Origin of the sequence: Streptomyces sp. V3I8 (assembly GCF_030817535.1) — a bacterium.
In the GTDB taxonomy this organism is placed as follows: Bacteria; Actinomycetota; Actinomycetes; order Streptomycetales; family Streptomycetaceae; genus Streptomyces.
The window spans coordinates 4127412-4147964 of sequence record NZ_JAUSZL010000002.1 but is presented as its reverse complement, the minus strand read 5'-3'; the positions used below and the strand labels follow the sequence as shown (position 1 = coordinate 4147964).

At 72.2% G+C, this 20553-nt stretch carries 15 protein-coding genes, 1 tRNA gene, 3 pseudogenes and 1 riboswitch; of the genes and pseudogenes, 9 read left to right on the top strand and 10 right to left on the bottom strand.

The window, feature by feature from the left end; all coding sequences use genetic code 11:
* Positions 1 to 15: 15 nt before the first annotated feature.
* Together QFZ75_RS18240 and QFZ75_RS18235 are read right to left on the bottom strand one after the other, a co-directional pair.
* The gene (locus QFZ75_RS18240) at positions 16 to 330 is read right to left on the bottom strand and encodes a hypothetical protein (protein ID WP_307538240.1); all 315 of its coding nucleotides are present in this window, start codon (positions 328 to 330) and stop codon (positions 16 to 18) included.
* On the bottom strand, positions 327 to 650 hold the full coding sequence (locus QFZ75_RS18235) for a helix-turn-helix domain-containing protein (protein WP_307538239.1): 324 nt from the start codon (positions 648 to 650) through the stop codon (positions 327 to 329). Before QFZ75_RS18235 ends, QFZ75_RS18240 begins: the two co-directional genes overlap by 4 nt.
* A gap of 250 nt (positions 651 to 900) precedes the next feature.
* Between QFZ75_RS18235 and QFZ75_RS18230 the strand changes: the two genes are divergently transcribed.
* The 3 genes from QFZ75_RS18230 (at position 901) to QFZ75_RS18220 (ending at position 3402) form a co-directional block, all read left to right on the top strand.
* Complete coding sequence (locus QFZ75_RS18230; protein WP_307538238.1) at positions 901 to 1320, top strand: hypothetical protein; 420 nt, start codon at positions 901 to 903, stop codon at positions 1318 to 1320.
* Between the two features lie 225 nt (positions 1321 to 1545).
* Entirely contained in the window at positions 1546 to 1710 is a 165-nt protein-coding gene (locus QFZ75_RS18225; RefSeq protein WP_307538236.1) for a hypothetical protein, read from the top strand.
* 3 nt (positions 1711 to 1713) lie between these two features.
* Complete coding sequence (locus QFZ75_RS18220; protein WP_307538235.1) at positions 1714 to 3402, top strand: tyrosine-type recombinase/integrase; 1689 nt, start codon at positions 1714 to 1716, stop codon at positions 3400 to 3402.
* A 356-nt stretch (positions 3403 to 3758) separates the two neighbouring features.
* On the opposite strand, the gene QFZ75_RS18215 is transcribed toward QFZ75_RS18220, so the two are convergent.
* Positions 3759 to 3968 (bottom strand): hypothetical protein, encoded by a 210-nt coding sequence (locus QFZ75_RS18215; RefSeq protein ID WP_307538234.1) that lies wholly within the window; start codon positions 3966 to 3968, stop codon positions 3759 to 3761.
* Positions 3969 to 4464: 496 nt separating this feature from the next.
* Here QFZ75_RS18215 and QFZ75_RS18210 point away from each other — a divergent pair.
* Positions 4465 to 4640 (top strand): annotated as a pseudogene (locus QFZ75_RS18210) (type II toxin-antitoxin system prevent-host-death family antitoxin).
* Between the two features lie 49 nt (positions 4641 to 4689).
* Here the strand turns inward: QFZ75_RS18210 and ribA are convergent.
* Positions 4690 to 5319, bottom strand: a complete 630-nt coding sequence (gene ribA / locus QFZ75_RS18205; protein ID WP_307538232.1) for a GTP cyclohydrolase II — start codon at positions 5317 to 5319, stop codon at positions 4690 to 4692.
* A gap of 133 nt (positions 5320 to 5452) precedes the next feature.
* Positions 5453 to 5971: a MarR family winged helix-turn-helix transcriptional regulator gene (locus QFZ75_RS18200; RefSeq protein WP_307538230.1), complete on the bottom strand. Its 519-nt coding sequence runs from the start codon at positions 5969 to 5971 to the stop codon at positions 5453 to 5455.
* Positions 5972 to 6043: 72 nt separating this feature from the next.
* Between QFZ75_RS18200 and QFZ75_RS18195 the strand changes: the two genes are divergently transcribed.
* The 4 genes from QFZ75_RS18195 to QFZ75_RS18180 all read left to right on the top strand — a co-directional run bounded on the left by QFZ75_RS18195 (position 6044) and on the right by QFZ75_RS18180 (position 9927).
* Positions 6044 to 7183 (top strand): dihydrofolate reductase family protein, encoded by a 1140-nt coding sequence (locus QFZ75_RS18195; RefSeq protein WP_307538229.1) that lies wholly within the window; start codon positions 6044 to 6046, stop codon positions 7181 to 7183.
* Positions 7184 to 7262: 79 nt separating this feature from the next.
* Positions 7263 to 7336 (top strand) — tRNA-Met (locus tag QFZ75_RS18190).
* 304 nt (positions 7337 to 7640) lie between these two features.
* Positions 7641 to 7797, top strand: a riboswitch (cyclic di-AMP (ydaO/yuaA leader).
* A gap of 11 nt (positions 7798 to 7808) precedes the next feature.
* Positions 7809 to 8870: a M23 family metallopeptidase gene (locus QFZ75_RS18185; protein WP_307538228.1), complete on the top strand. Its 1062-nt coding sequence runs from the start codon at positions 7809 to 7811 to the stop codon at positions 8868 to 8870.
* A gap of 112 nt (positions 8871 to 8982) precedes the next feature.
* Positions 8983 to 9927 carry an aldo/keto reductase gene (locus tag QFZ75_RS18180; RefSeq protein ID WP_307538226.1) on the top strand — a complete coding sequence of 315 codons (945 nt, stop codon included), beginning with the start codon at positions 8983 to 8985 and terminating at the stop codon, positions 9925 to 9927.
* A 176-nt stretch (positions 9928 to 10103) separates the two neighbouring features.
* Here QFZ75_RS18180 and QFZ75_RS18175 read toward each other — a convergent pair whose 3' ends face one another.
* The 4 genes and pseudogenes from QFZ75_RS18175 to QFZ75_RS18160 all read right to left on the bottom strand — a co-directional run bounded on the left by QFZ75_RS18175 (position 10104) and on the right by QFZ75_RS18160 (position 15205).
* On the bottom strand, positions 10104 to 11405 hold the full coding sequence (locus QFZ75_RS18175; RefSeq protein ID WP_307538224.1) for a PrsW family intramembrane metalloprotease: 1302 nt from the start codon (positions 11403 to 11405) through the stop codon (positions 10104 to 10106).
* A 59-nt stretch (positions 11406 to 11464) separates the two neighbouring features.
* A complete protein-coding gene (trmB, locus tag QFZ75_RS18170; protein WP_307538222.1) occupies positions 11465 to 12292 on the bottom strand; it encodes a tRNA (guanosine(46)-N7)-methyltransferase TrmB in 828 nt (275 codons plus the stop codon).
* 75 nt (positions 12293 to 12367) lie between these two features.
* Entirely contained in the window at positions 12368 to 13591 is a 1224-nt protein-coding gene (gene lhgO / locus QFZ75_RS18165) for an L-2-hydroxyglutarate oxidase (RefSeq protein WP_373465896.1), read from the bottom strand.
* Between the two features lie 188 nt (positions 13592 to 13779).
* A pseudogene (locus tag QFZ75_RS18160) lies at positions 13780 to 15205 on the bottom strand (MFS transporter).
* 786 nt (positions 15206 to 15991) lie between these two features.
* On the opposite strand from QFZ75_RS18160, the pseudogene QFZ75_RS18155 reads away from it, so the two are divergent.
* A pseudogene (locus QFZ75_RS18155) lies at positions 15992 to 18093 on the top strand (asparagine synthase-related protein).
* A gap of 250 nt (positions 18094 to 18343) precedes the next feature.
* On the opposite strand, the gene QFZ75_RS18150 reads toward QFZ75_RS18155, so the two are convergent.
* Positions 18344 to 20329: a sigma-70 family RNA polymerase sigma factor gene (locus QFZ75_RS18150; protein ID WP_307538220.1), complete on the bottom strand. Its 1986-nt coding sequence runs from the start codon at positions 20327 to 20329 to the stop codon at positions 18344 to 18346.
* Positions 20330 to 20553: the final 224 nt, after the last annotated feature.

Sequence of the window (20553 nt, the reverse complement as noted above, 5' to 3'; positions counted from 1 at the left end):
GGACCCCGTTCTCTGCTAGCTGGCGCTTGTGGGTGCGGACTGCTCGGACGGCGCTCCCGGCTGGACCCCGGGGGCGTCGTCGTCTTCGGTGGCGGATGCCGACTGGACCTCGGCATCCGCGGACTCGGCGAGGCCGAGGAACTGGAGAAGGTCGGCTCGGCGTACGTGCAGGGCACGACCGAGCGGCACGACCTCGACGGGGAACTCGTCCTCGCGGATCAATCGGTAGCCCAGGGTCTTGCCGATGTTCAGCGCGGCGAATGCCTGCTGCACGGACGGCAGGGCGGGCAGGGCCAGAACCTGCTCGGGGCTGTAGGCGGCGATCGTCATGACGCCGCCTGAGAAGGGATGAAGACGCGGCCGGCGCGTTCCATCGGGACGAACAGCACGAGCAGGTCGATGCCGAGGACCGCAGCGATCGCCTTGGCCTTGTCCTCGGAAACGGTCCTTTGCGCGCCAGACATGAGGGCGCCGATCGTCCCGGTGGCGACGCCAGCGGCGGCAGCCAGTTCGCGGCCGGTGACGGACTCACCAGTGCCGGTGCGTTCCATGAGGATCTTCAGCCGGTCCGCGTTCAGGACCGCGTACATGGTGGGCGGTAGCTCGGGCTTGTACTTGCTCACGTTCACCTCGTTGAAGAGATCATTCATCTCGTTGAACGGTGTGCGTGTGAGCATTCCATGGCCTGAACGGTTTGTCCAGCGTGTTGAATGAGCGGGCGTGTGTAAGGAATCGGTCAATGACTCCGTGCGACCTGGCGTCAACGTCCAACGTGCTGAACAATCCGTTCAGTACGTGCGCTGAACGCTGTACGTGACCTGCCCGTAAGGCTCAATAGCCCGTGAACCCCCTGAACACCCCCACGCCCCCATACGAATCAGGAGTGGCAGGATGAGCCCCATGGCGGCCAAGGACGACAGCACTCGTGACCCTGAGCACAGGACGGATTTCGCGGACCTCATCCGCGACCGGCGGGCCGAGTTGAAGGAGAGCCTGGACACGTTCGCCTCGAAGGCGGTTGACCCCGTCTCCGGCGCGAGGGTCACGCGCGGTTGGATCTACCGGCTGGAGACTGGGGAGCCGGTTACGCCGCCAGTGTTCGCCGAGCTGCGGGCCCTCGCGGAGGCCGCCGAACTGCCCGTACAGCGACTGCAGGACGCGGCTGGCAGTCAGTTCCATGGGGTCGACCCCCTCAGGTCCGGGTCGAGCGAGGCAAGGGCCTACGTCCACAAGCTCGATCGCCTCCCGGCTGACCAGCGGGAACGACTACTCAGCCTGATTGACACGCTGGTTCCACCGGAGAAGGGTGAAAGCGACTAGCTCAGCCGTTCCCCACTGCATCACTCTGAGTGAGTATCCCGAGCTTGGTGTAGCCAGAAGGGGTGCGTGGTGCGATCATCTCTGAACGCCTCCCCCATAGAGGCGCAGGTCTAAGCTGGAAATCGAACGCGTGAGCGGGAGATGGGGGATGACTGTATGGAGTCACCGCGCAGTCCACGAGTCTGGTATTTCTTCAGCTCAGCCGTACCAGAAGACGAACTTCTGGTGCCCATCGAGAACGAGTACGGGCTGGCATTTGCGGTGCGTCCCGGCAAGATGGAACCGGAGATGCTCGATCGGCTGAACGAGGCCGCGGACCACGTGCTGAACGTAGGTCTCGCGCACCTCGATACCGGACGTGCGGAGAAGCCTCCCGAGCGAAAGGAGTAGCGCATGCCGTCTGCACGCCGGGCCGGAGGCATCACCAAGCGGTGCGAGTGCCGTGGGGCAGACGGAAAGCTGCTGGGCAAGAAGTGCCCCCAGCTCAGCAAGAAGAGTCACGGATCCCTATCCCTGCGCCAGGAGCTGCCGCCCGACGCGGAAGGGAAGCGCCGAATTTTCCGGCGCACTGGATACGGCAGCGTGAAGGACGCCTCGGCCGACCTCTCCCGGCTACAGGCGCTCCTCGATCTTCCCGGCGACGACCTCGATGAACAGCGTCGGGTCGGTGACCTGCTGGCTGACGTCATGACGCGACGCGCCCTCATCCCGGACCCCGCTGAGGTGCAGCGCAAGTTGGGCGTCGGCGTCCCGCTCGACGGGAAGACGACCGTGGGCGAGTGGCTCGACAAGGTCATGGCCAACAAGAAGACCCGCACCACCACGAACCACGGATACAACAGCCATATCCGCGTGCACCTGAAGCCAGCCCTCGAACACCTGCGCCTGGACCGGCTCAGCGTCGGCCACGTCGAAGACATGTTCAACGCCATCGACGACCGCAACGACGTGACTCGCGCGGAGAACGCCGCCCGTCGTGAGCAGGCCGCCCGCTGCAAGAGGGGCAAGCCGGGAGCGCCGAAGGCGGCGGAGCGTGCCCAGCTCGCTGCAGAGCGAGAGAAGCTCGCGGCCATGCCACCCTTCCGCCGGATTACCGGACCTGCCACGAAGCAGGCCATCCGGCGCACGCTCCGCATGGCGTTGAACAAGGCCATCGCCAAGCAGCTCATCACCTTCAACGCGGCGCAACACGTCGAGCTCGACCCGGCAGCCCGGCCCAAGGGACTGCTGTGGACTGCTGAGCGGGTGGCCCGTTGGCGGCAGACGGGCGAGAAGCCGTCGCCGGTGATGGTGTGGAACCCGGCTCAGCTCGGCGCGTTCCTCGACGCCGCTGAGGGGGACCGCCTGTACGCCTTCTTCCACCTGATCGCCCATCACGGCCTGCGCCGCGGCGAGGGCGTGGGCCAGGCATGGGAAAACTTCAGCGCGGCCAAGAAGACGATCCTCGTGGCGACCGAGATCGTGGTCGACGGGTGGACGCCGATCGAGACGACTCCCAAGACGCAGGACTCTGCATCCACGGTGAAGCTGGACGCCGGCACGGTCGCCGTCCTGGAAGAGCACCGCGCCCAGCAGAGGGCCGAGCGCGACGCCTGGAACGCACGAGCCGCCGCAGAACGCGAACAGGGCAAGGGCACGGCGGACTGGGCGGACACGGGCAAGATGTTCACGACCGAGTCGGGTGAGTGGCTGCACCCGGACGTCGTCTCCAAGACGTTCAAGCGGATCATGGAAGCGGCCGACCTTCCGCCCATCAACTTGCGGGACCTCCGACACGGAGCAGCGGCGCTCGTGAAGGCCGGCGGGGGCGACATGAACGACGCGAAGGTGAAGCTTCGCCACTCGACCTACGTGCTCACGGTCGACACCTACATGGAGCTGTTCGAGGAGTACGAGGACGAACTGACGGAGAAGGCGGCGGCGGCCGTGCCCCGTGCGCGGCGGGGACAGAGCAAGGCCCCGCCGCCGGATGCTGCGCCGGATGCTGCGCCGGAGGCGGGGCCTGCCGCGTCGCAGCCAGCGAGCGCGGATGATGAAGCCACCGTACGCCCGCGCACTGACAACGGGCAGGCGACCGCGTAGAATCGGCACTCAGCGAAAGGGCCTCTGACCTGCGGGTCGGGGGCCCTTCCTGCTGGCCCCGTGCTGGCCCGAAGGCCACGCAACAGCGCGATACGGGGCGATATGAGACGGTGTGAAGTGAGCGCGATGAACAGACGATAAACGCCCCTGACCAGCACCGGACGGTTCGGCGCGGCTCTCGGCGGAACGGCGCGATACGAGACACGATGAGTGGGCCGCAGACTTTTAATCCATTGGTTGTGGGTTCGAGTCCCACAGGGTCTACGCGAGTTGGGGAATCCAACTAGGTGTTGATCAGCACGAACGCCCCTTGAGAGGTGCAGACCTCTCAGGGGGCGTCGTCGTGCGGTGCCGCCTCAGCCGCCGAGAATGCCCGTCGGGAGCAGCGTCGAAGGCGACCTGGCCGGGTTTCCGATCTCCAGCGACCCGAGGAGGCCGTTGAGGAGGTCGGCGCCGGGTGCGCCGGCGGACGGGGCAGGAGGAGCCGCGGCTGCCGCCTGGGCGGCCGGAGCGGCCGTCAGGAGGGCGACGGCCATGACGGAGACACAGGCAATCTTTTTGATCATGCCTGCCCCAACGACCGTCGCCCCGACGGGCAACGCCCATGTCACCCGCTTGCCCGGACACCGCGGACACCCGGGGCTCCGCCCTCGTCACGCTCGCGCCTGGCGGGGTTCGCCTCCGGCGGGCTCGTCGCCGGTCGGCTCCGGCATCGCGATGACGTACGTGCCCTTCGCGGGCAAGGTCGCGACAAGGCCCCGGCGAGGTGGCCAGACCTCCCGGGGCATGGTCAACGCTGCTGAAGGAGCGTCAACATGTACGACCTTATCCGTCGCACCCTCGAATGGATGCGGCTCCTCTTCTCCTCGGGTACGGGTAAACGGCGCCGTACCCGCCATCGCCCCTGTCTCTGCCTCCACGTCACCGCCGTACGTCACGCCCCGGCACCTCCGGCGCCGGCCCTGCCCCGCCTCCGCTCCCCGTACGGGCTCGGCTCGCCCTCGCCCGCCCCCTGCTGGACGACCCGGCGTCCCCGCCCACGACCGGGACGACACCCCCGCGGTGATCACCGGACGGGCAGGGGAGTGGTCGCTGTCATGCTGATCGAGGTTCTACGCAGGTACCAGAAGTAGGAAGAGCGCGAGATCAACCGGATCATCGACGAACGTATGGCGAACCCGGCTGCCGGTGTCCCGGTCGAGGACGTCATGAGGGAGACGCCGGCGCGGGGTGAGTGAGCGCAGCACGAGCGCCTACCGCACCGTCTGCGGCGGGCCGGCGACGCCCTCAGCCCACCGTCAGCTTCGCCAGGGGCAGCGTGTGCTGGGTCTGGAGGACCTTCGCGCGGAGGTAGAGGACGTTGTGGGCCGTGGTGAACACGCCCGTCGGGACCCGGCGCCGCACGTCGATGCCGAGGGTGCGGAGCTGCTCCGCCTTGTCCGGGTTGTTGGACAGGAGGTCCAGCTCCCCGATGCCGAGGGCTGTGAGCATCTGGGCCGCCGCCGTGTAGTCCCGGGCGTCCTCGGGCAGGCCCAGGGCCGCGTTGGCGGCGTACGTGTCGAGGCCTCCGTCCTGCAGCGCGTACGCGTCGAGCTTGTTGTAGAGGCCTATGCCGCGGCCCTCCTGGCGGAGGTAGAGGAGCACGCCGCCGTGCTCGGCGATCTGCTCGACGGCCTCGCGCAGTTGCGGGCCGCAGTCGCAGCGGGACGAGCCGAAGGCGTCGCCCGTCAGGCACTCGGAGTGCAGGCGCACCAGGGGCGTCGCGCCGGCCGGGTCGCCGAGGATCACCGCCACGTGTTCCTGGCCGTCGGTCAGACCGTGGAAGGTGACCAGTTCGGCGTCGACGCCGTAACCGTCATGGAAGCGCAGGGGCACCCGGACGCGTGAGCGCTGGGTGGCGGCGGGATGGTCGGGCATGCGGCTCTCCGGTCCACGGTCCTCATCTGCTTCAGATTTGAAGCAGATCCTCGAGTCGGGACCCTACTCATGTTTTAAAGTTAAAGCAATGGTGACGGGGGAAGCAGGGAGTCGCCCGGTGCGGTGGCTGCCGCTATGCGCAGGGGCCCGACGAGCGGCGGCGCCAGGGGAGGTCGTCCGGGGCCGTCGCTCCCGGTTCCTCGCCCTGCAGGCCGCGCGCCACACCCGTGAACATCTCCTCCAGCTGCCCGACCTGCTCCGGCGTGAGGTGGTCGAAGAGCGTCGCGCGGACGGTCTCGACGTGGCCGGGCGCCGTGCGCTCCAGCAGCGTCATGCCCTCGTCGGTCAGGACGGCGATGCTGCCGCGCTTGTCACCGGGGCATCCTTCACGGCGTACCGCCCCGTCCTTCTCCAGACGGGTCACCGCGTACGTGAGACGGCTGCGGGTGATCTTCGTCCGCTCGGCCAGGTCGGTCATGCGCAGCCGGCGGTCCGGTGCCTCGGAGAGGTTGGCCAGGATGGAGTAGTACAGGTGCGGCATGCCGGCCTCCTGCTGGAGCTGCCGGTCGATCGCGTCCTCCAGGAGGTGGGAGGCGGCGATGTAGGCGCGCCAGGCGCGCTGCTCCTCGGGGGTGAGCCAGCGGGTCGTCATGCCTCCAGTGTAGGTTTGTTTCAAACTTGAACCAATCGCGGGCCCGCGGCCCGTGAGAAGGAGAGCGAGTCCATGCCCCACCCCTACGTCCTGTTGTCCGCCGCCGTCTCCCTCGACGGCCGCCTGGACGACACCGGCCCCGAACGGCTGCTGCTCTCCGGCCCGGCGGACTTCGACCGGGTCGACGAGGTGCGGGCCGACTCCGACGCCATCCTGGTCGGCGCCGGCACCCTGCGCGCCGACAACCCCCGCCTCCTCGTCAACTCCGCCGAGCGCCGCGCCGCCCGCGTCGCCGCCGGCCGCCCGGAGTACCCGCTGAAGGTCACCGTCAGCGGCACCGGCGACCTCGACCCCGACGCCAACTTCTGGTCCACCGGCGGCGAGAAGATCGTCTACACCACCGAGGAGGGTGCCGTGGCGGCCGCCGACGCGCTGCGCGGGCTGGACGTCGACGTCGTACCCGTCGGTCCCGGCCTGGACTGGCGCGCCGTGCTCAGCCACCTCCACGACGTCCGCGGCGTCCGCCGGCTCATGGTCGAGGGCGGCGGCCGGGTGCACACCCAGCTCCTCCAGCAGGGGCTCGCCGACGAACTGCAGCTCGCCCTCGCGCCCCTCGTGGTGGGGCAGCCGCACGCGCCGAAGCTGTTCGGGTCCGGCGCGTACCCCGGCGGCCCCCGCAGCCGTATGCGCCTGGTCGAGACCCGGCCGGTGGGGGACGTGGTGCTCATGCGGTACGTGCCCACCGCACCCGGCACCGGACCCGTCCCCGCCGCCGCCGACCACCGCTGGCTGCGGCTCGCCTGCGAACTCGCCGCCGAGTGCCCGCCCTCGCGGACCGCGTTCAGCGTCGGCGCGGTCGTCGTCGCGGCCGACGGCACGGAGCTGGCCCGCGGGTACTCCCGTGAGTCCGACCCCGTCGAGCATGCCGAGGAGGCCGCGCTCGCCAAGATCGCCCCCGGCGACCCGCGGCTCCCGGACGCCACGGTCTACAGCAGCCTGGAACCCTGCGCCCGCCGCGCCTCACGGCCCTCCCCCTGCGCCCGGCTGATCCTCGACGCGGGCGTGCGCCGGGTCGTCACCGCCTGGCGCGAGCCCGACACCTTCGTGGCGGCGGCGGACGGGAACGGCCTGCTGGCCGCGGCGGGCGCCGACGTCCTCGTGCTGTCCGCGTACGAGGCCGCGGCGAAGGCGCCCAACCGGCACCTCGGCTGAGCCGGTGTCCACCGCGGATCCACCCGGGATCCACCCGTGTGCTCCGGACCCCGCGGATGGCGTACACTGGTTTCAACGACGCGGGGTGGAGCAGCTCGGTAGCTCGCTGGGCTCATAACCCAGAGGTCGCAGGTTCAAATCCTGTCCCCGCTACTGAAGGCCTGAGGCCGGAATCCAATGGATTCCGGCCTCAGGTGTTTTCGTGCGGTCCGCAGGCCGCAGACGCCATATCACCCGCGGTAGTCGAACGGCACCCCTGCGCATAACAACTGACGCACCATCAATAAAAGTGGTACCTGTGAAACCCGATCGACTCGCCCGGTTTGAACCTCTCATGTCCCGTACGTCCAGGCCGGGAGCCGTAACGATCATCAAGAACAGCTTGGAATCAGGTGCCCGGGTCTATTAACGTTCGATAACGCAGCGCGGTCGTCCCAGCCGTCACAAGAGACGGCTCCGTGCGCACGTGCCGAATCCCGCAAGGGAACCGGGGAACCACCTACATGGGGTGAATCGCTCGTCTTTCGCGGTGGAGACACCGTGGTTGACGCGCGTAGGAGACCTTCCTGCTCCAAACCCGTCAGCTAACCCGGTAGGCGAGAAGGAAGGAAAGGAGCGCGCCCACGTGGCGTCAAACCGGCCTGCCCCCATGCCCACGTTCATACCGGACGAGGTGACGGGGGAGACCTCGGGCGACAAGAAGCCCGACACCTACACCTTCGCCTACGGCGCCCGCAGGGACGACGAGACCTTCGAGGTCTGGAACCCCAGCGCGGAGACCGTCGTTCCCGTCCGCGGCAAGCACCGTGTCTCCAAGCAGCGCGGCGGAGGGCTCGCCCGCAGCTCCACCGTTCTGGGCGTCGGTGTCATAGCCGCCGTCGGCGCGGGCGGCATGGCCTCCGCGCAGACCGGCAAGCCGCCGGTGTCGATCTCGATCCCCGACCTGCCGAACGTCGGCTCGCTGATCTCGGACGAGGACGACAAGGCCCCCGAGGGCTCCAGCACCCCGCTCACCGCCGCCGGTCTCACCACCGCCGACGCCGAGCAGGGCAACGCGGACGCCGGCGAGGCACTGCGCGCCCGCATCATGCTCCAGGCCGAGCTCCAGCAGGACCAGGTGGACCGCGAGGCCCAGCAGGTCGCCGAGGCCGCCGCCGCGAAGAAGGCCGCCACGCTGGCGGCCAAGGAGCAGGACGCGGCGAAGGCCAAGGCCGCCGCGGCCGAGAAGAAGAAGAAGGAGGAGGCCGCGGCGAAGGCGGAGGCCGCGCGCCTCGCCGAGCTCGCCAAGCAGTTCACGCTGCCCACCTCCTCGTACACGATCACCTCGACCTTCGGGCAGTCCGGCTCGCTGTGGTCCTCCGGCCAGCACACGGGTCTGGACTTCGCCGCTCCCACGGGTACCCCGCTCAAGGCGATCCACAGCGGCACGATCACGGAGGCCGGCTGGAGCGGTTCGTACGGCTACCGCACGGTCCTCACGCTCGACGACGGCACGGAGCTCTGGTACGCCCACCAGTCGTCGATCGGCGTCAGCGTCGGGCAGAAGGTCAGCACGGGCGACGTCATCGGTCGCGTGGGCGCGACCGGCAACGTCACCGGGGCGCACCTGCACCTCGAGGTCCACACCAGCGGCGGCAGCGGGATCGACCCGATGGCCTGGCTGCGGGGCAACGGGCTCACTCCGTAGGATCCCGGAGGGCTCGCGGGGACTCGCGGAGACTCGTGAGGGGCGTCTCTCCGCGAAACGCCCGGAGGTGCGGAATGGAATACGGCCGTCCGTCACGGCCGTTGCCGTACGCATGACTTCTCTCCGCACGCTGGGTTCGTCCGACCTCGAGGTCTTCCCGCTCGCTCTCGGGGGCAACGTCTTCGGCTGGACCGCCGACCGGGCCGGGTCCTTCGCCGTCCTCGACGCGTACACCGCCGCCGGCGGCAACTTCGTGGACACCGCCGACACGTACTCGTCCTGGGCGCCGGGCAACGAGGGCGGCGAGTCCGAGACCGTCATCGGCGAGTGGCTGGCCGCGCGCGGCAACCGCGCCGACGTCCTGGTCGCGACGAAGGCCGGCGCCCACCCCCGGTACAAGGGGCTGGCCCCCGGCACCCTCAAGGCCGCCGCCGAGGCGTCGCTGCGCCGTCTGGGGACGGACTACATCGACCTCTACTACACGCACTACGACGACCCGTCCGTGCCGGTCGAGGAGATTCTCGGGACCCTGGACGAGCTCGTGCGCGCCGGCACGGTGCGGGCGGTCGCCGCGTCCAACATCACGCCCGAGCGGCTCCAGGAGTCCCTGGACGCCTCCGACCGCGAGGGCCTCGTCCGGTACGTGGCGCTGCAGGCCCAGTACAGCCTCGTCTCCCGTGACACGTACGAGGGTCCGCTGCGGGACGTCGCCTCGCGGAACGGTCTGGCCGGCATCCCCTACTACGGGCTCGCCTCCGGCTTCCTCACCGGCAAGTACCGGCCCGGCACCGAGGTCGACAGCGCCCGGGCCGGGGCGGCGGGCAGGCACCTGGAGTCGGCGCGCGGGCAGCGGGTGCTGGCCGCGCTCGACGAGGTCGCCCAGGAGCGGGGGGCCGAGATCACGACCGTGGCCCTGGCCTGGCTGGCGTCCCGCCCCACCGTCGCCGTACCGCTCGCCAGCGCCCGCACGGTGGCGCAGCTTCCCGCGCTGCTGGCGGTGGCGGACCTGGAACTCACGGACACGGACCTCACGAAGCTGACGCTCGCCTCCGAGTGACACGACGGTGCCGGCCACGGATCTCCGGCGTCGGGCACGGATCTCCGGCGTTCGGGCACCGTGGCGAGCGCGCGGGTCCGTTCAGGGGCGCGCGGAACTGCGCGCTCAGCCACGGACGGGCCGGCACCGGATACCGGCACCGGATGCCGGCGGCCGGGTGCCCGCGGCCGCGGGTGTCAGGAGCGGTACGGGTTGTATGCCGGGTAACCCTGCGGGTACCCGTACCCCGGCCAGGGCGACGGCGCCGGGGGCGGGGCCGTCGCCCTGGCCGCGTACGCCAGGGCGGGGCGGGCCGGCTCGCGGCGCGCCCACAGCTCCTGCAGCAGTTCCCGTTCCCGCACGGCGAAGTCGGCCCCCACCCGGCCACGCCGGCCCCGGTGCCGCAGGAACGCCAGCGACGTCGCGTACGCCTCGTACTCCGCGACCGCCCGGCCCGCGTCCCGCCCGCCGTGCCGGGTGGCGTACTCGCGGGCCAGCCGCCTCGCCCTCATCGAGCCCAGCACGAACGGCTCCGGCGCGGCCAGCCAGCCGGCGACCGCGTACGACGGCAGCTCCGCGCGGACCGTCCCGAGTGCGCGCTGGCGGGTCCAGACCGCGAGCCAGGTCAGCAGCCCGAACACCGGGACCATGAAGACCGCGTACACCGCGAAGAAGCCGTACTCCCCGAACGTCGACGAGCCGTTCCACATCGCGTGCGTCCCGATCGCGAGCAGCAGCCCGACGAGGGGGAACAGCACGCGGCGCAGCCGCCGGCGGTCCGCAGAGAGCGCCGCGACGCCGAAGCCGATGCCCGTCAGCACCGTGAACAGCGGATGCGCGAACGGCGACATGATCACCCGTACGAAGAAGGTCGCCGCCGTGACGGAGAAGATGCCGGTGTCGCCGGTCAGCCGGTCGGTGCCGAACGCCGTACCCAGGTAGAGGATGTTCTCGGTGAACGCGAAGCCGGTCGCCGTGACGCCCGCTATCACCACGCCGTCGACGATCCCCGTGAAGTCCCGTCTGCGGAACAGGAACACGAGCAGGACCGCCGCCGCCTTCGCCGACTCCTCGACGACCGGCGCTATCACCGTCGCGCCGAGGGTGTCCGCGTGGGACGGGTCCGCGGTGGCCGTCGCTATCCACCGCGTCGCGAAACTGTTCGCGACGATGGCCATCAGCGCGGCCGCGCAGGCGCCCCAGGCGAAGGAGAAGACAAGGTTCCGCCAGGGCCCCGGGTCGACCCGGTCCAGCCAGCGGAACGCGGCGACGAGCAGCGGGACGGGCAGCACGGCGAGGCCGAGGCCCACCAGGAAGCCCTCCGTGCCGGTCTGTCTGCGGACCAGCAGAAGGATGACCAGGCCGGACAGGGCGAGCAGGGTGGTCGGCGCGGTGTAACGCACCCACGTGCGCTGCCACCAGGGGGCGTGCTGGCGGGCGCCTTCGGCGGGAAGGCCGGGAAGGCCGGGAGGTGCCGGGGGTGGGGGGCTGGTGGCCATGACAAAAACCCTAACGAGGTCGGGGCGCGGCCCGCGAGAGCGCCCCGTCGGGGGCGCCCTCAGGTGTCCGTGCTGCCGCTGCCCGTGGTGTCCGCATCCGCACCCAGCGGTACGCGGCGGAACAGGAGATCGTTCACCACGTGGCCCTTGTCCAGGCCCTGGCCCTCGAAACGGGTCCGGGGACGGAAGTCGGGGCGGGGCGCGTAGCCGTCGCCGTCCGGGGGCTGCGTGTTCTCGAAGTCCGGGTGCGCGGTCAGGACGTCGAGCATGACCTCGGCGTACGGTTCCCAGTCCGTCGCGCAGTGCAGCAGTGCGCCGGGGCGCAGGCGGGAGGCCGCGAGGGTGAGGAACTCCGGCTGGATCAGGCGGCGCTTGTGGTGGCGCTTCTTGGGCCAGGGGTCCGGGAAGTAGACGCGCAGGCCGGCGAGGGTGTGCGGGGCGAGCATCTCGCGGAGCAGGATGATGGCGTCGCCGTTGGCCACGCGGATGTTGGACAGGCCGGCCTGGTCCGCGAGGTTCAGCAGGTTGCCCTGGCCCGGGGTGTGGACGTCCGCGGCGAGGATGCCGGTGCCGGGGTCGGCGGCGGCCATGCGGGCGGTCGTCTCGCCCATGCCGAAACCGATCTCGAGGACGACCGGGATGTCCGCCGCGAACAGGGCGGGGAGATCGAGCGTCCGGCTGCCGTCGATGTCCAGGCCCCACTTGGGCCACAGCCGTCGCAGCGCGTCCGCCTGGCCGGCGGTCACCCGGCTGCGGCGGGGCTGGAAGCTGCGGATCCGGCGCTCGAAGTGCGAACCGGCCGGGTCGGGCTGGGGGCCGTCGGGGAAGCGGGGTTCGCTCCTGGGGCGCGGGGACCGCGCATCGGGGGTGCGGGGTGAGTCAGACACAGTGGGTCGATTTTACGTCCGCCGTGACGTGGGCCGGGGCCGTGGGGCCGGGCCCGGGCGCCGGTGGCGGCGCGGTCAGCCGGTTCTGAGGGCGGTGAGGGCTCTTCGGGCGACCTCCCGGCCGATGGGGAGGGAGGCGGTCGCCGCGGGGGAGGGGGCGTTCAGGACGTGGACCGTGCGGGGGCCCTCCTGGATCAGGAAGTCGTCCACCAGGGTGCCGTCGCGCAGGACCGCCTGGGCGCGGACACCCGCGGGGGCGGGGACCAGGTCGTCCGCCGTCGCCGCGGGGAGCAGGCGGCGGACGGAACGGACGAAGACGGCCTTGCTGACCGAACGGCTGATCTCGCCGGTGCCGTAGCGCCAGTGGCGGCGGGCCATGTGCCAGGAGCCGGGCCAGCTGAGGGACGAGTACAGGTCGCGGGCGCGGACCGTCCGCCAGTCGTAGCCCTCCCGGGCCAGGGCGGGGACCGCGTTCGGGCCGACGTGGACGCTGCCGTCGATGCCGCGGGTGAGGTGGACGCCGAGGAAGGGGAAGGCGGGGTCCGGGACGGGATAGACGAGGCCGCGGACCAGGTCGGGGCGGGCGAGGGTGAAGTACTCGCCGCGGAAGGGGACGATCCGCATCTGCGGTTCGTCGCCCGTGAGGCGGGCGATCTCGTCGCAGTGCAGGCCGGCGCAGTTCACCAGGACACGGGCGCGCACGACCGTGCCGTCGTCCGTGCGGACCGCCACGCCGCGGTCGGGGCGGCGGTCGATGTACACGGCCTTCGTGCCGTACCTGAGGTGGGCCCCGGAGGCGTCCGCGAGCCGGCGCGCCACACCCACGAAGTCGCACACGCCGGTCGTGGCGACGTGGATCGCGGCGAGGCCCCGCACCCCGGGCTCGTACTCGGCGATCTGGGTGGGGCCCAGCTCCCGGACCGGGATGCCGTTCTCCCGGCCCCGCTGGACCAGGGCGTGCAGACGCGGGAGCTCGTCCCGCTCCGTGGCGACGATCAGCTTGCCGGTCACCTCGTGGGCGATCCCGTACTCGGCGCAGAACTTCACCAGCTCGGCGCCGCCCCGCGCAGCGAACCGTGCCTTCAGCGAGCCCGGCCGGTAGTAGATCCCGCTGTGGATGACCCCGCTGTTGCGCCCGGTCTGGTGGCGGGCCGGGCCGGGCTCCTTCTCCAGCACGGTCACGCGCGTCCCCGGCGCCGCGCGCGTCACCGCGTGGGCGGTGGACAGCCCGACTATCCCCCCACCGACCACGACGACATCACAGTCATAACCGCCTGCCCGCACCATCAGCCCGCCCATCCTCCCGGCTCCCGCCCCCGATACTGCCCTGCACCACTGACAACCCGGTTAAACCACCAGCGCAGCGGGGTCCGGTCCAGGGGGCAGGGGGCGTGCCTTCAGGAGGGCGGGGAGCCGCGCGACCGGCCCCGGCGCACCCGCACCCTCCGACGGCGCGGGCCACGCGGACACGAAGGGGGCCTGGGCCACTAGGCCGGCGCCATGAGCAGCGGCCGGGCCCGCTCCCGCAGCTCGACGACCCGCGGCTCGTCCCCGTACGGCTCCAGCCGGTGCAGGAGGTCCTTCACGTACTCCGTCGTGCGGGCCGACGAGATCCGCCCGGCGACCTCCACCGCCCGCACCCCCTGCTCGCACGCCGCGTCGAGGTTGCCCGACTCGAGTTCGGCGACCGCCGACACCCACCAGGCGCAGCCCGTGCGACCGCACGAACTCCTCCGTCGGTTTGGACAGGGCCTGTTCGGTGAAGCGGCGCACCTGCCGCGGAGCCTTCAGGTCGCGGTAGCACTCCGCCGCGTCGGCCGCGAAACGGTCGTACGAGTAGAAGCCGAGCCAGGACGGGTCCTGGTCACCCTCGCGGGCCCGCTCCAGCCAGCCCTCGGCGGCCTTCAGGGCGCCGCCGGCCGCGTGGGCGTCCCCCGCGCGCGCGTGGGCCCGGGCCTCGACCAGGCGGAAGAAGCTCATCGTGCGGGCGGTGGCCAGGCCCCGGTTGCGTTCGAGGGCGGCCTGCGCGAGGTCCACACCCTCGTCGCCGAAGCCGCGGTAGGTCGCCTGGAGGGACATGGAGGCCAGTACGTAGCCTCCGAGCGGTACGTCGGCCGCCGCGCGGGCCAGGCGCAGCGCCTGGATGTAGTAGCGCTGGGCGGCTTCCTGCTGGCCGGTGTCGAAGGCCATCCAGCCGGCCAGGCGGGTGAGCTCGGCGCTCGCTCCGAAGAGGGCCCGGCCCACCTCGTCCGAGTACGAGGCGAGGAGCAGCGGCGCCGCCTCGACCCGTAAGCACTCCGGGACCATGGACGAACGCCAGTCGCCGCCGCCGTACTTGGAGTCCCAGCGCCTGGCGTCCTCGGCGGCCTCCCGCAGCTTCACCACGTCGCTGTGGCCGACTTTCGGCGGCACCCCGGAACCCTCCAGCGGGCCGGCGTCCCGTGCCACCGTGCTGTCGGCCGGGGTTATCAGCCACCGTGAGGCGGGCGTCGCGTACGCGCTCACCGCGAAGGAACCGGCGAGCGACTGCCAGATGCCGCCGGAGCCGGCCCGGCGCCCGGCGAGGTCGAGGCGGTAGAGGTCGGTCGCCGACCGCACGGCCTGTCCCACGTCGCGGGGGAAGGCGAGGCCCACCTCCGGCGCGGGGTCCGCGTCCGCCAGGCCGATCTCGTGCAGCGGCACCGGGCGGCCGAGCTTCTGGCCGATGGCGGCGGCGATGAGGTGCGGCGCGGCACCTTGCGGCACCATGCCTTTCGACACCCAGCGCGCCACCGACGTCTTGTCGTAGCGAAGAGTCAACCCGCGTTGTGCGCCAAGGTCGTTGACGCGACGCGCGAGTCCTGCGTTGCTGATTCCCGCGAGGGCGAGAACGGCGCCGAGTTTTTCGTTCGGCCCGCGTTGCTCCCTGGACATGCGCCACCCCTCGACACAGACGGCTGCCGCGCGGGTGTGACCCTGCGGCATTCGTGCTGCATCCTCCCGGGGGGCCGGTCCCTGGAACCTCACCCGCACAAGCACGTGGCTGAGCCCTCAGGAATATGCCTCCCGCGAAAACACAGGCAAACACAGGGTAGTTCGCCGCATCCCAAGCGTTAAGGGGCATTGTTCCGGATGGCGGGAATGTGGTCCGCGGGCAAGCACGGAGCGTCGTACCGTGCTCCCTGTGTGTGGCAGTGCGCCCGTCCGTGCGCTCTTCTCCGGCCACCGGTGGAGCGCTTCGATGGATGGTGCGTGGGTCGGCCCGCTGTACTGGATCCAGTGGGCTGGGGGACACCGCCGCCTACATCCCCGCGGGCGGCGGACCGGTCCGGGAGGCGCCATCCGCCTCCCGGACTGTGCGTTGCGCACAGCCTGCACGGAGCGTGTGCGGAGCTGTCTGTCCATCCCCGATTTGGCTGAATATCGCCCCCGCCTCCCGCAGTCAAAAACCGCGTCTACCACGGTACTTAAGGGCGCGTTGGGTGTTCTGGGGGAGCGTTTCGGGGGCGCATTCACGTCGTAGCCCGCATCGTGGTCCGCAGGTCAATTCCCCGCGATCGCCTTTCGGCGCGCGTGAGTTCACCGCCGAGGGGGCATCTCCTCAGGGGCGCACCGGGGGAGCACAAGCGGACCCGCGGGCCCTCCGGCGCGCTCGCTTCGTGGCAGCATGGGGACCGGTTCGTGCGGTGCCCTGGTTGTCCACGGCCTGTGGAGGCGGCGATGCGGTGGTTGGTGGGATGGAGCAGTGCCGCCGCTCGCGCGCGCGAGATCGGTTCGGCGGGCGCGACCGGCAGCGACGGGGAGACCGTGCACCCGGTCGGCTCCCAGCTCCTGTGGGGCGACCCCGACCCGCTCTGGGCGGTCGGCGACTGGCGTCCCGACGAGGTGCGTGTCGTCAGCGCCGACGACCAGAACCGCATCGCGGTGCTCGGCACCTGCGGGGCCTCCGACGAGGAGCTGCGCCTCGGCCTGGTCGCCGCGCGCGGCGGGGCACTGCGGCACCTGACGGCCTGGTCCGGCAGCTACACGGCCGTCGTCCAGGTGGGCCGCCGTGTCATGGTCTGCGGCGATCTCGCGGGCGTGCGGCCCGTGTTCCACACCCCGTGGGCCGGTGGCACGGCCTACGCCACCGCCGCCCTGCCCCTCGCCGACCTCATCGAGGCCAACCTCGACTTCGGGCACCTGGCCGCCCTGCTCGCGGCCCCCGACGTACCGGCCGCGCCCTGCACGACTCCACCCCGTACGAGGGAGTGCGACGCATTCCGCCCGGGCACGCGCTGATCCTGCGCGCCGGCGCACGGGAGATCGCCGGGTACGAGCCGGTGGCCTCGCTCGCCGTCGCGGCGCCCACCGCCGACGCCGACAGCGCGGTGGACGGCGTCCGGGACGCCCTGGTGGAAGCCGTCCGCACGCGGCTCGCCGCCCCCCGGCACGTACCGGGAACCGACATGGACCCCGGGCCCGTCCCCGGGATGGGACCCGCCGAGCGGCGCGCCGCCCGCGGCATGCCGGTGGCCGGCATCGGCGCCGACCTCTCCGGAGGACCAGCCTCCGGCACGCTCGCCCTCCTCGCCGCCGGTCTGCCCGGCGCCCCCGGCACCGTCCTCGGGCACGGCACGGGCGCCGGCGAACGCCTCGTCGCGGTCACCTTCAACGACCTGGCGGTCAAGGGCCGCGAGGCCGAGCTGGAACGGGCCGGGACCCTCGCCGCCAACCCGCGGCTGCACCACGTGGTGGTCGCCGGCGGCGAGGAGACCCTCCCCTACGCCGAGCTGGAGGGCCCGCTCACCGACGAGCCGGGCCCGTCCCTGGTGACGGCCGCCCGCCATCGGGTCCGCCTGGCCGCCGGCAGCGCGGACCACTTCACGGGACACGGCGCCCGGCAGGTCCTGGACGCCCACCCGGCCCGCCTCGCCGATCTGCTCATGGACCGCAGACGACGCCACCTCGTGCGTCCCGTCGCGGCACTGACCAAGGCCGACGGATCCGTCATGGTCCCCGCGCGCGTGTACGGCGCGGCGCGCAAACTCTCCCGTACGCCGTACCTGACCGGCGTCGAGGGACTGGCGGACCGGCTGCTGCGCAAGCGGTTCGACGAGCCCGAAGGTGCCGCCGGGGCGTCCCTCGCCGCGCTCACGTGGGCCAGACCCGGCCCCGCCGCGCGCTGGCTGACCGGCGAGGCCCTCGCTGAAGTATCGGTTCGCCTGACGGGTGCGACGACCCGTGCGAGCGTCGGACCCGGTCAGCGGCCGGGCGACTTCCGGGCCCGCTCGGCGCTCACCCGGCACGCCGCGGACCTCCGCATCCTCGAGCAGGCCGCCGAGATCCGCTTCCAGCGCCTGCACGCCCCCTTCCTCGACAACCAGGTCGTACGCGCCTGCCGTGCGCTCCCCGAGGCGCTGCGCGTCCGGCCCGGGGCGCGGGCCGCGATCCTGCGTACGGTCCTCGAAGGCGCCGGCGTGGCCGACCTGCCGCCGGGCTGGGGCGCCCCCTCCCACGCGTCCTCGAACGCCGCCGCGCGTACGGGGCTGCGGGTCGCCGTGGACGACCTGGTGGCCCTCTTCGACACGCCCCTGCTCGCCGAGGCGGGCCTGGTCGAGGCGCGCGTCGTCCGCAAGGCCCTCCGGGCGGCGGCCGACGGCGAACCCTTCCCCCTGGAGGGCCTCGCGGACCTGGTCTCCCTCGAACTGTGGCTCCGGCGCCTCCTGGACCGCCGGGGGACGTGCTGGACGGGCACGCCGGCGCGGCAGCGGGCCGTGCCGGCGGGGATCCGGCCGCAGCGGGGGGCGCTGGGGGCCGCGCCCACGCATTCCCACCACTGAGTCCGGAACGGGTCCCGGATTCCGCCCCGAACCCTGCCCCGGACTCCGTCCCGGATTCCGTCCGCGGGTCCGGTGGGGCCTGGGCGCGCAGTTCCTCGCGCCGCCGGGGAGGGGGAGGTGCCCCGAATCCCCGGGTGTTCCAGCCCGTCCGGCGTTCGAGGACGAGCGCGTAGCGCGATCGCGGGGGGCTGGGGGCGGCAGCCCTCAGGTCGGGTCGGGAAGGGGCGGCGGGGGCGAGAACAGGGTGAGGTCAGCCGCAGCGGAACCGGGAGTCGGCCCAGTCCGCCAGGGACACCGTGTCGAAGGCGGACCGCGGTTCCACGACCAGCCGGATCGTCCTTTGGCCCGTCAGATCCACCCGCACGGGCACCGCCGCCTGCCCACCCCGCACCACCTCCGACCGCCACACCCGCACCCCGTCCGCGAACACGGAGAACCGCACCTGCCCGAGCCCCCTCGTCAGATCGTCCACGCCGGCCATCGCGTCGTACGAGGAACACGCGCGGTTCAGATCGATGGTGACCGAGGACGCGCCGTGCACGGTGACACCGTTCGCGTACGGCTTGCCGGCGACCGACATGCCGTACCGCTGCCAGACCCAGGTGCTCTCCCCGAGCCGCATCTCGGGCCGGGTGCCGTCCCCGGTGATGCCGTACTCGAGCGCGTTCCACCGGAAGACGGCGGGGGCGGGCGCGGGAGCCGGCGGGGGTGGCGGAGCAGGAGCGGGCGCGGGAGGGGCGGGGGAGGGCGTGGGCCCGGGAGCGGGTGCCACGGTCGGCGCCGGCTTCGGCTCCGGCATCGATGCCGGCCTCGGCTCCGGGGCGGGCCCGACCGGCCGGGACGGCTTCGGTTCCGGCGTCGGCGTCCGCTTCAGCGCCACCACCGGCCCGGGCGCCGCTTTCGCCGCCCCCGGCGGCTCCGGGGACGGCGACGGCACGCTCGGTCCGACGACCGGACCGGGCGGGCGCGGCCCGGCCCCGGACCTCTTCGCGGGGATGTCGTCGCCCGCCAGCGCGAACACGACCGCGGCGACGGCCACCGCGACGACCCCGGCCGCGATCCCGGCCTTCACGGGCGCGCCGAACCCTTCCGCCGCCGCCCCGCCACCGGCCCCCGCGCCCCCCGCGCCACCACCCGCCGCGGACGCGGCCCCGGCGGCACCGGCCGCGCCCACGCCGGTCCCGCCGGCGATGAGCGCGGCCGCCTTCGCGTACCCGGCGGCACCGAACCAGCCGATGACCGCGACCGGCACGACCGCGGGGATGCCGTTCGCGACCTCCTTGATCTGACCGGCCGCGAGCCGGCACCTGGCGCACTCCTCCAGGTGCTTGCGCAGCCCGCGCTCGGCCCGCGTGCGCAGCCCGCCGCGTGCGTACGCGCCGAGCCGGTCGGCGTGGCGCGCGCACTCCTCGTCCAGGGCGAGCGCGGCACTCACGTGGGCCTGCAGATAGGCCTGCTTGAGGCCCTCGCGGGCCCGGCTGGCCAGGACGCGCGTGCCGTTGGCATCCAGGCCGAAGAGCGTGGCGACCTCGCTGGGCGACTCGTCCTCGACCTCGGTGTGCCACAGCACGGCCTGCCAGCGCTCGGGCAGCGAACGGAACGCCTGCATGGCCAGCGACTGCTCGGCCTCGTGCATGGCCCGTACGTCGGCGCCCAGTTCATGGCCTGCGCCGAAGGAGCCGGGGGGCGCGGTGTCGTCCGGCAGGTCGGAGCCGCGGGCGGCCCGGGCCGCGAACACGGCGAAGTCGTCGACGAGGTGTTCCCGCCGCGCCGACCTGGTCCAGCCCGCCGCGACGCGCCGTACGGTCGTCAGCAGGTAGGCGCGTACGGAGTGCCGGGGGCCGCTGCCGCCGCGCACGGCCTGCAGCGTACGGGCGAAGACCTCGGCGGTGAGGTCGTCCGCCGTGTGGGTGTCCTGGCAGCAGGTGCGCGCGTACCGGCGGACGGCGTCCGAGTGGCGCCGGAACAGCTCCTCGTACGCCGTGTCGTCGCCCGACCGCATCCACTCGACCAACTCGGCGTCGGAGGTCGGTGGTTCAGCGGAGAACGGTTCGACGGGAGGAGGCAGCACCCCGCTGTCGCGCCACTCACGCTGAGCCGGAACACTGCCTTCGGCTTCGGCTTCGGCTTCGGCTTCGGCTTCGACGTCGGCTTCCGTGCCGGTTTCCGCTCCGGTCTCCGCTCCGGTCTCCGTGCCCCCGTCGCCGGACGCCCCGTCCCGACCGTCAACGCTCATCGCGGAAAGCCCCCGCCTGCACAGTCGGATCCGAACACCGGAAACAGTGCCACACGGAGCCACAGGCGTTACTCACGGGAACCAATCAACCACTCATACGTGGGGATCACCCGAACGGAGCTTGACGAACCCGGGCCCGGCGAGCAGCGCGGAACATCGCGCGCCGGCCCCGGAGGTACCCGTGCACAGGTGGTCACGCCACCGGCGCACAGGGCTCCGGGCCG

What these genes read in the sequence shown, in the direction of transcription:
- QFZ75_RS18240 (WP_307538240.1), bottom strand. Translation starts at nt 330, where the DNA reads ATGACGATCGCCGCCTACAGCCCCGAGCAGGTTCTGGCCCTGCCCGCC.
- QFZ75_RS18235 (WP_307538239.1), bottom strand. Translation starts at nt 650, where the DNA reads ATGAATGATCTCTTCAACGAGGTGAACGTGAGCAAGTACAAGCCCGAG.
- QFZ75_RS18230 (WP_307538238.1), top strand. Translation starts at nt 901, where the DNA reads ATGGCGGCCAAGGACGACAGCACTCGTGACCCTGAGCACAGGACGGAT.
- QFZ75_RS18220 (WP_307538235.1), top strand. Translation starts at nt 1,714, where the DNA reads ATGCCGTCTGCACGCCGGGCCGGAGGCATCACCAAGCGGTGCGAGTGC.
- QFZ75_RS18215 (WP_307538234.1), bottom strand. Translation starts at nt 3,968, where the DNA reads ATGATCAAAAAGATTGCCTGTGTCTCCGTCATGGCCGTCGCCCTCCTG.
- ribA (WP_307538232.1), bottom strand. Translation starts at nt 5,319, where the DNA reads ATGCCCGACCATCCCGCCGCCACCCAGCGCTCACGCGTCCGGGTGCCC.
- QFZ75_RS18200 (WP_307538230.1), bottom strand. Translation starts at nt 5,971, where the DNA reads ATGACGACCCGCTGGCTCACCCCCGAGGAGCAGCGCGCCTGGCGCGCC.
- QFZ75_RS18195 (WP_307538229.1), top strand. Translation starts at nt 6,044, where the DNA reads ATGCCCCACCCCTACGTCCTGTTGTCCGCCGCCGTCTCCCTCGACGGC.
- QFZ75_RS18180 (WP_307538226.1), top strand. Translation starts at nt 8,983, where the DNA reads ATGACTTCTCTCCGCACGCTGGGTTCGTCCGACCTCGAGGTCTTCCCG.
- QFZ75_RS18175 (WP_307538224.1), bottom strand. Translation starts at nt 11,405, where the DNA reads ATGGCCACCAGCCCCCCACCCCCGGCACCTCCCGGCCTTCCCGGCCTT.
- lhgO (WP_373465896.1), bottom strand. Translation starts at nt 13,591, where the DNA reads ATGGGCGGGCTGATGGTGCGGGCAGGCGGTTATGACTGTGATGTCGTC.
- QFZ75_RS18150 (WP_307538220.1), bottom strand. Translation starts at nt 20,329, where the DNA reads ATGAGCGTTGACGGTCGGGACGGGGCGTCCGGCGACGGGGGCACGGAG.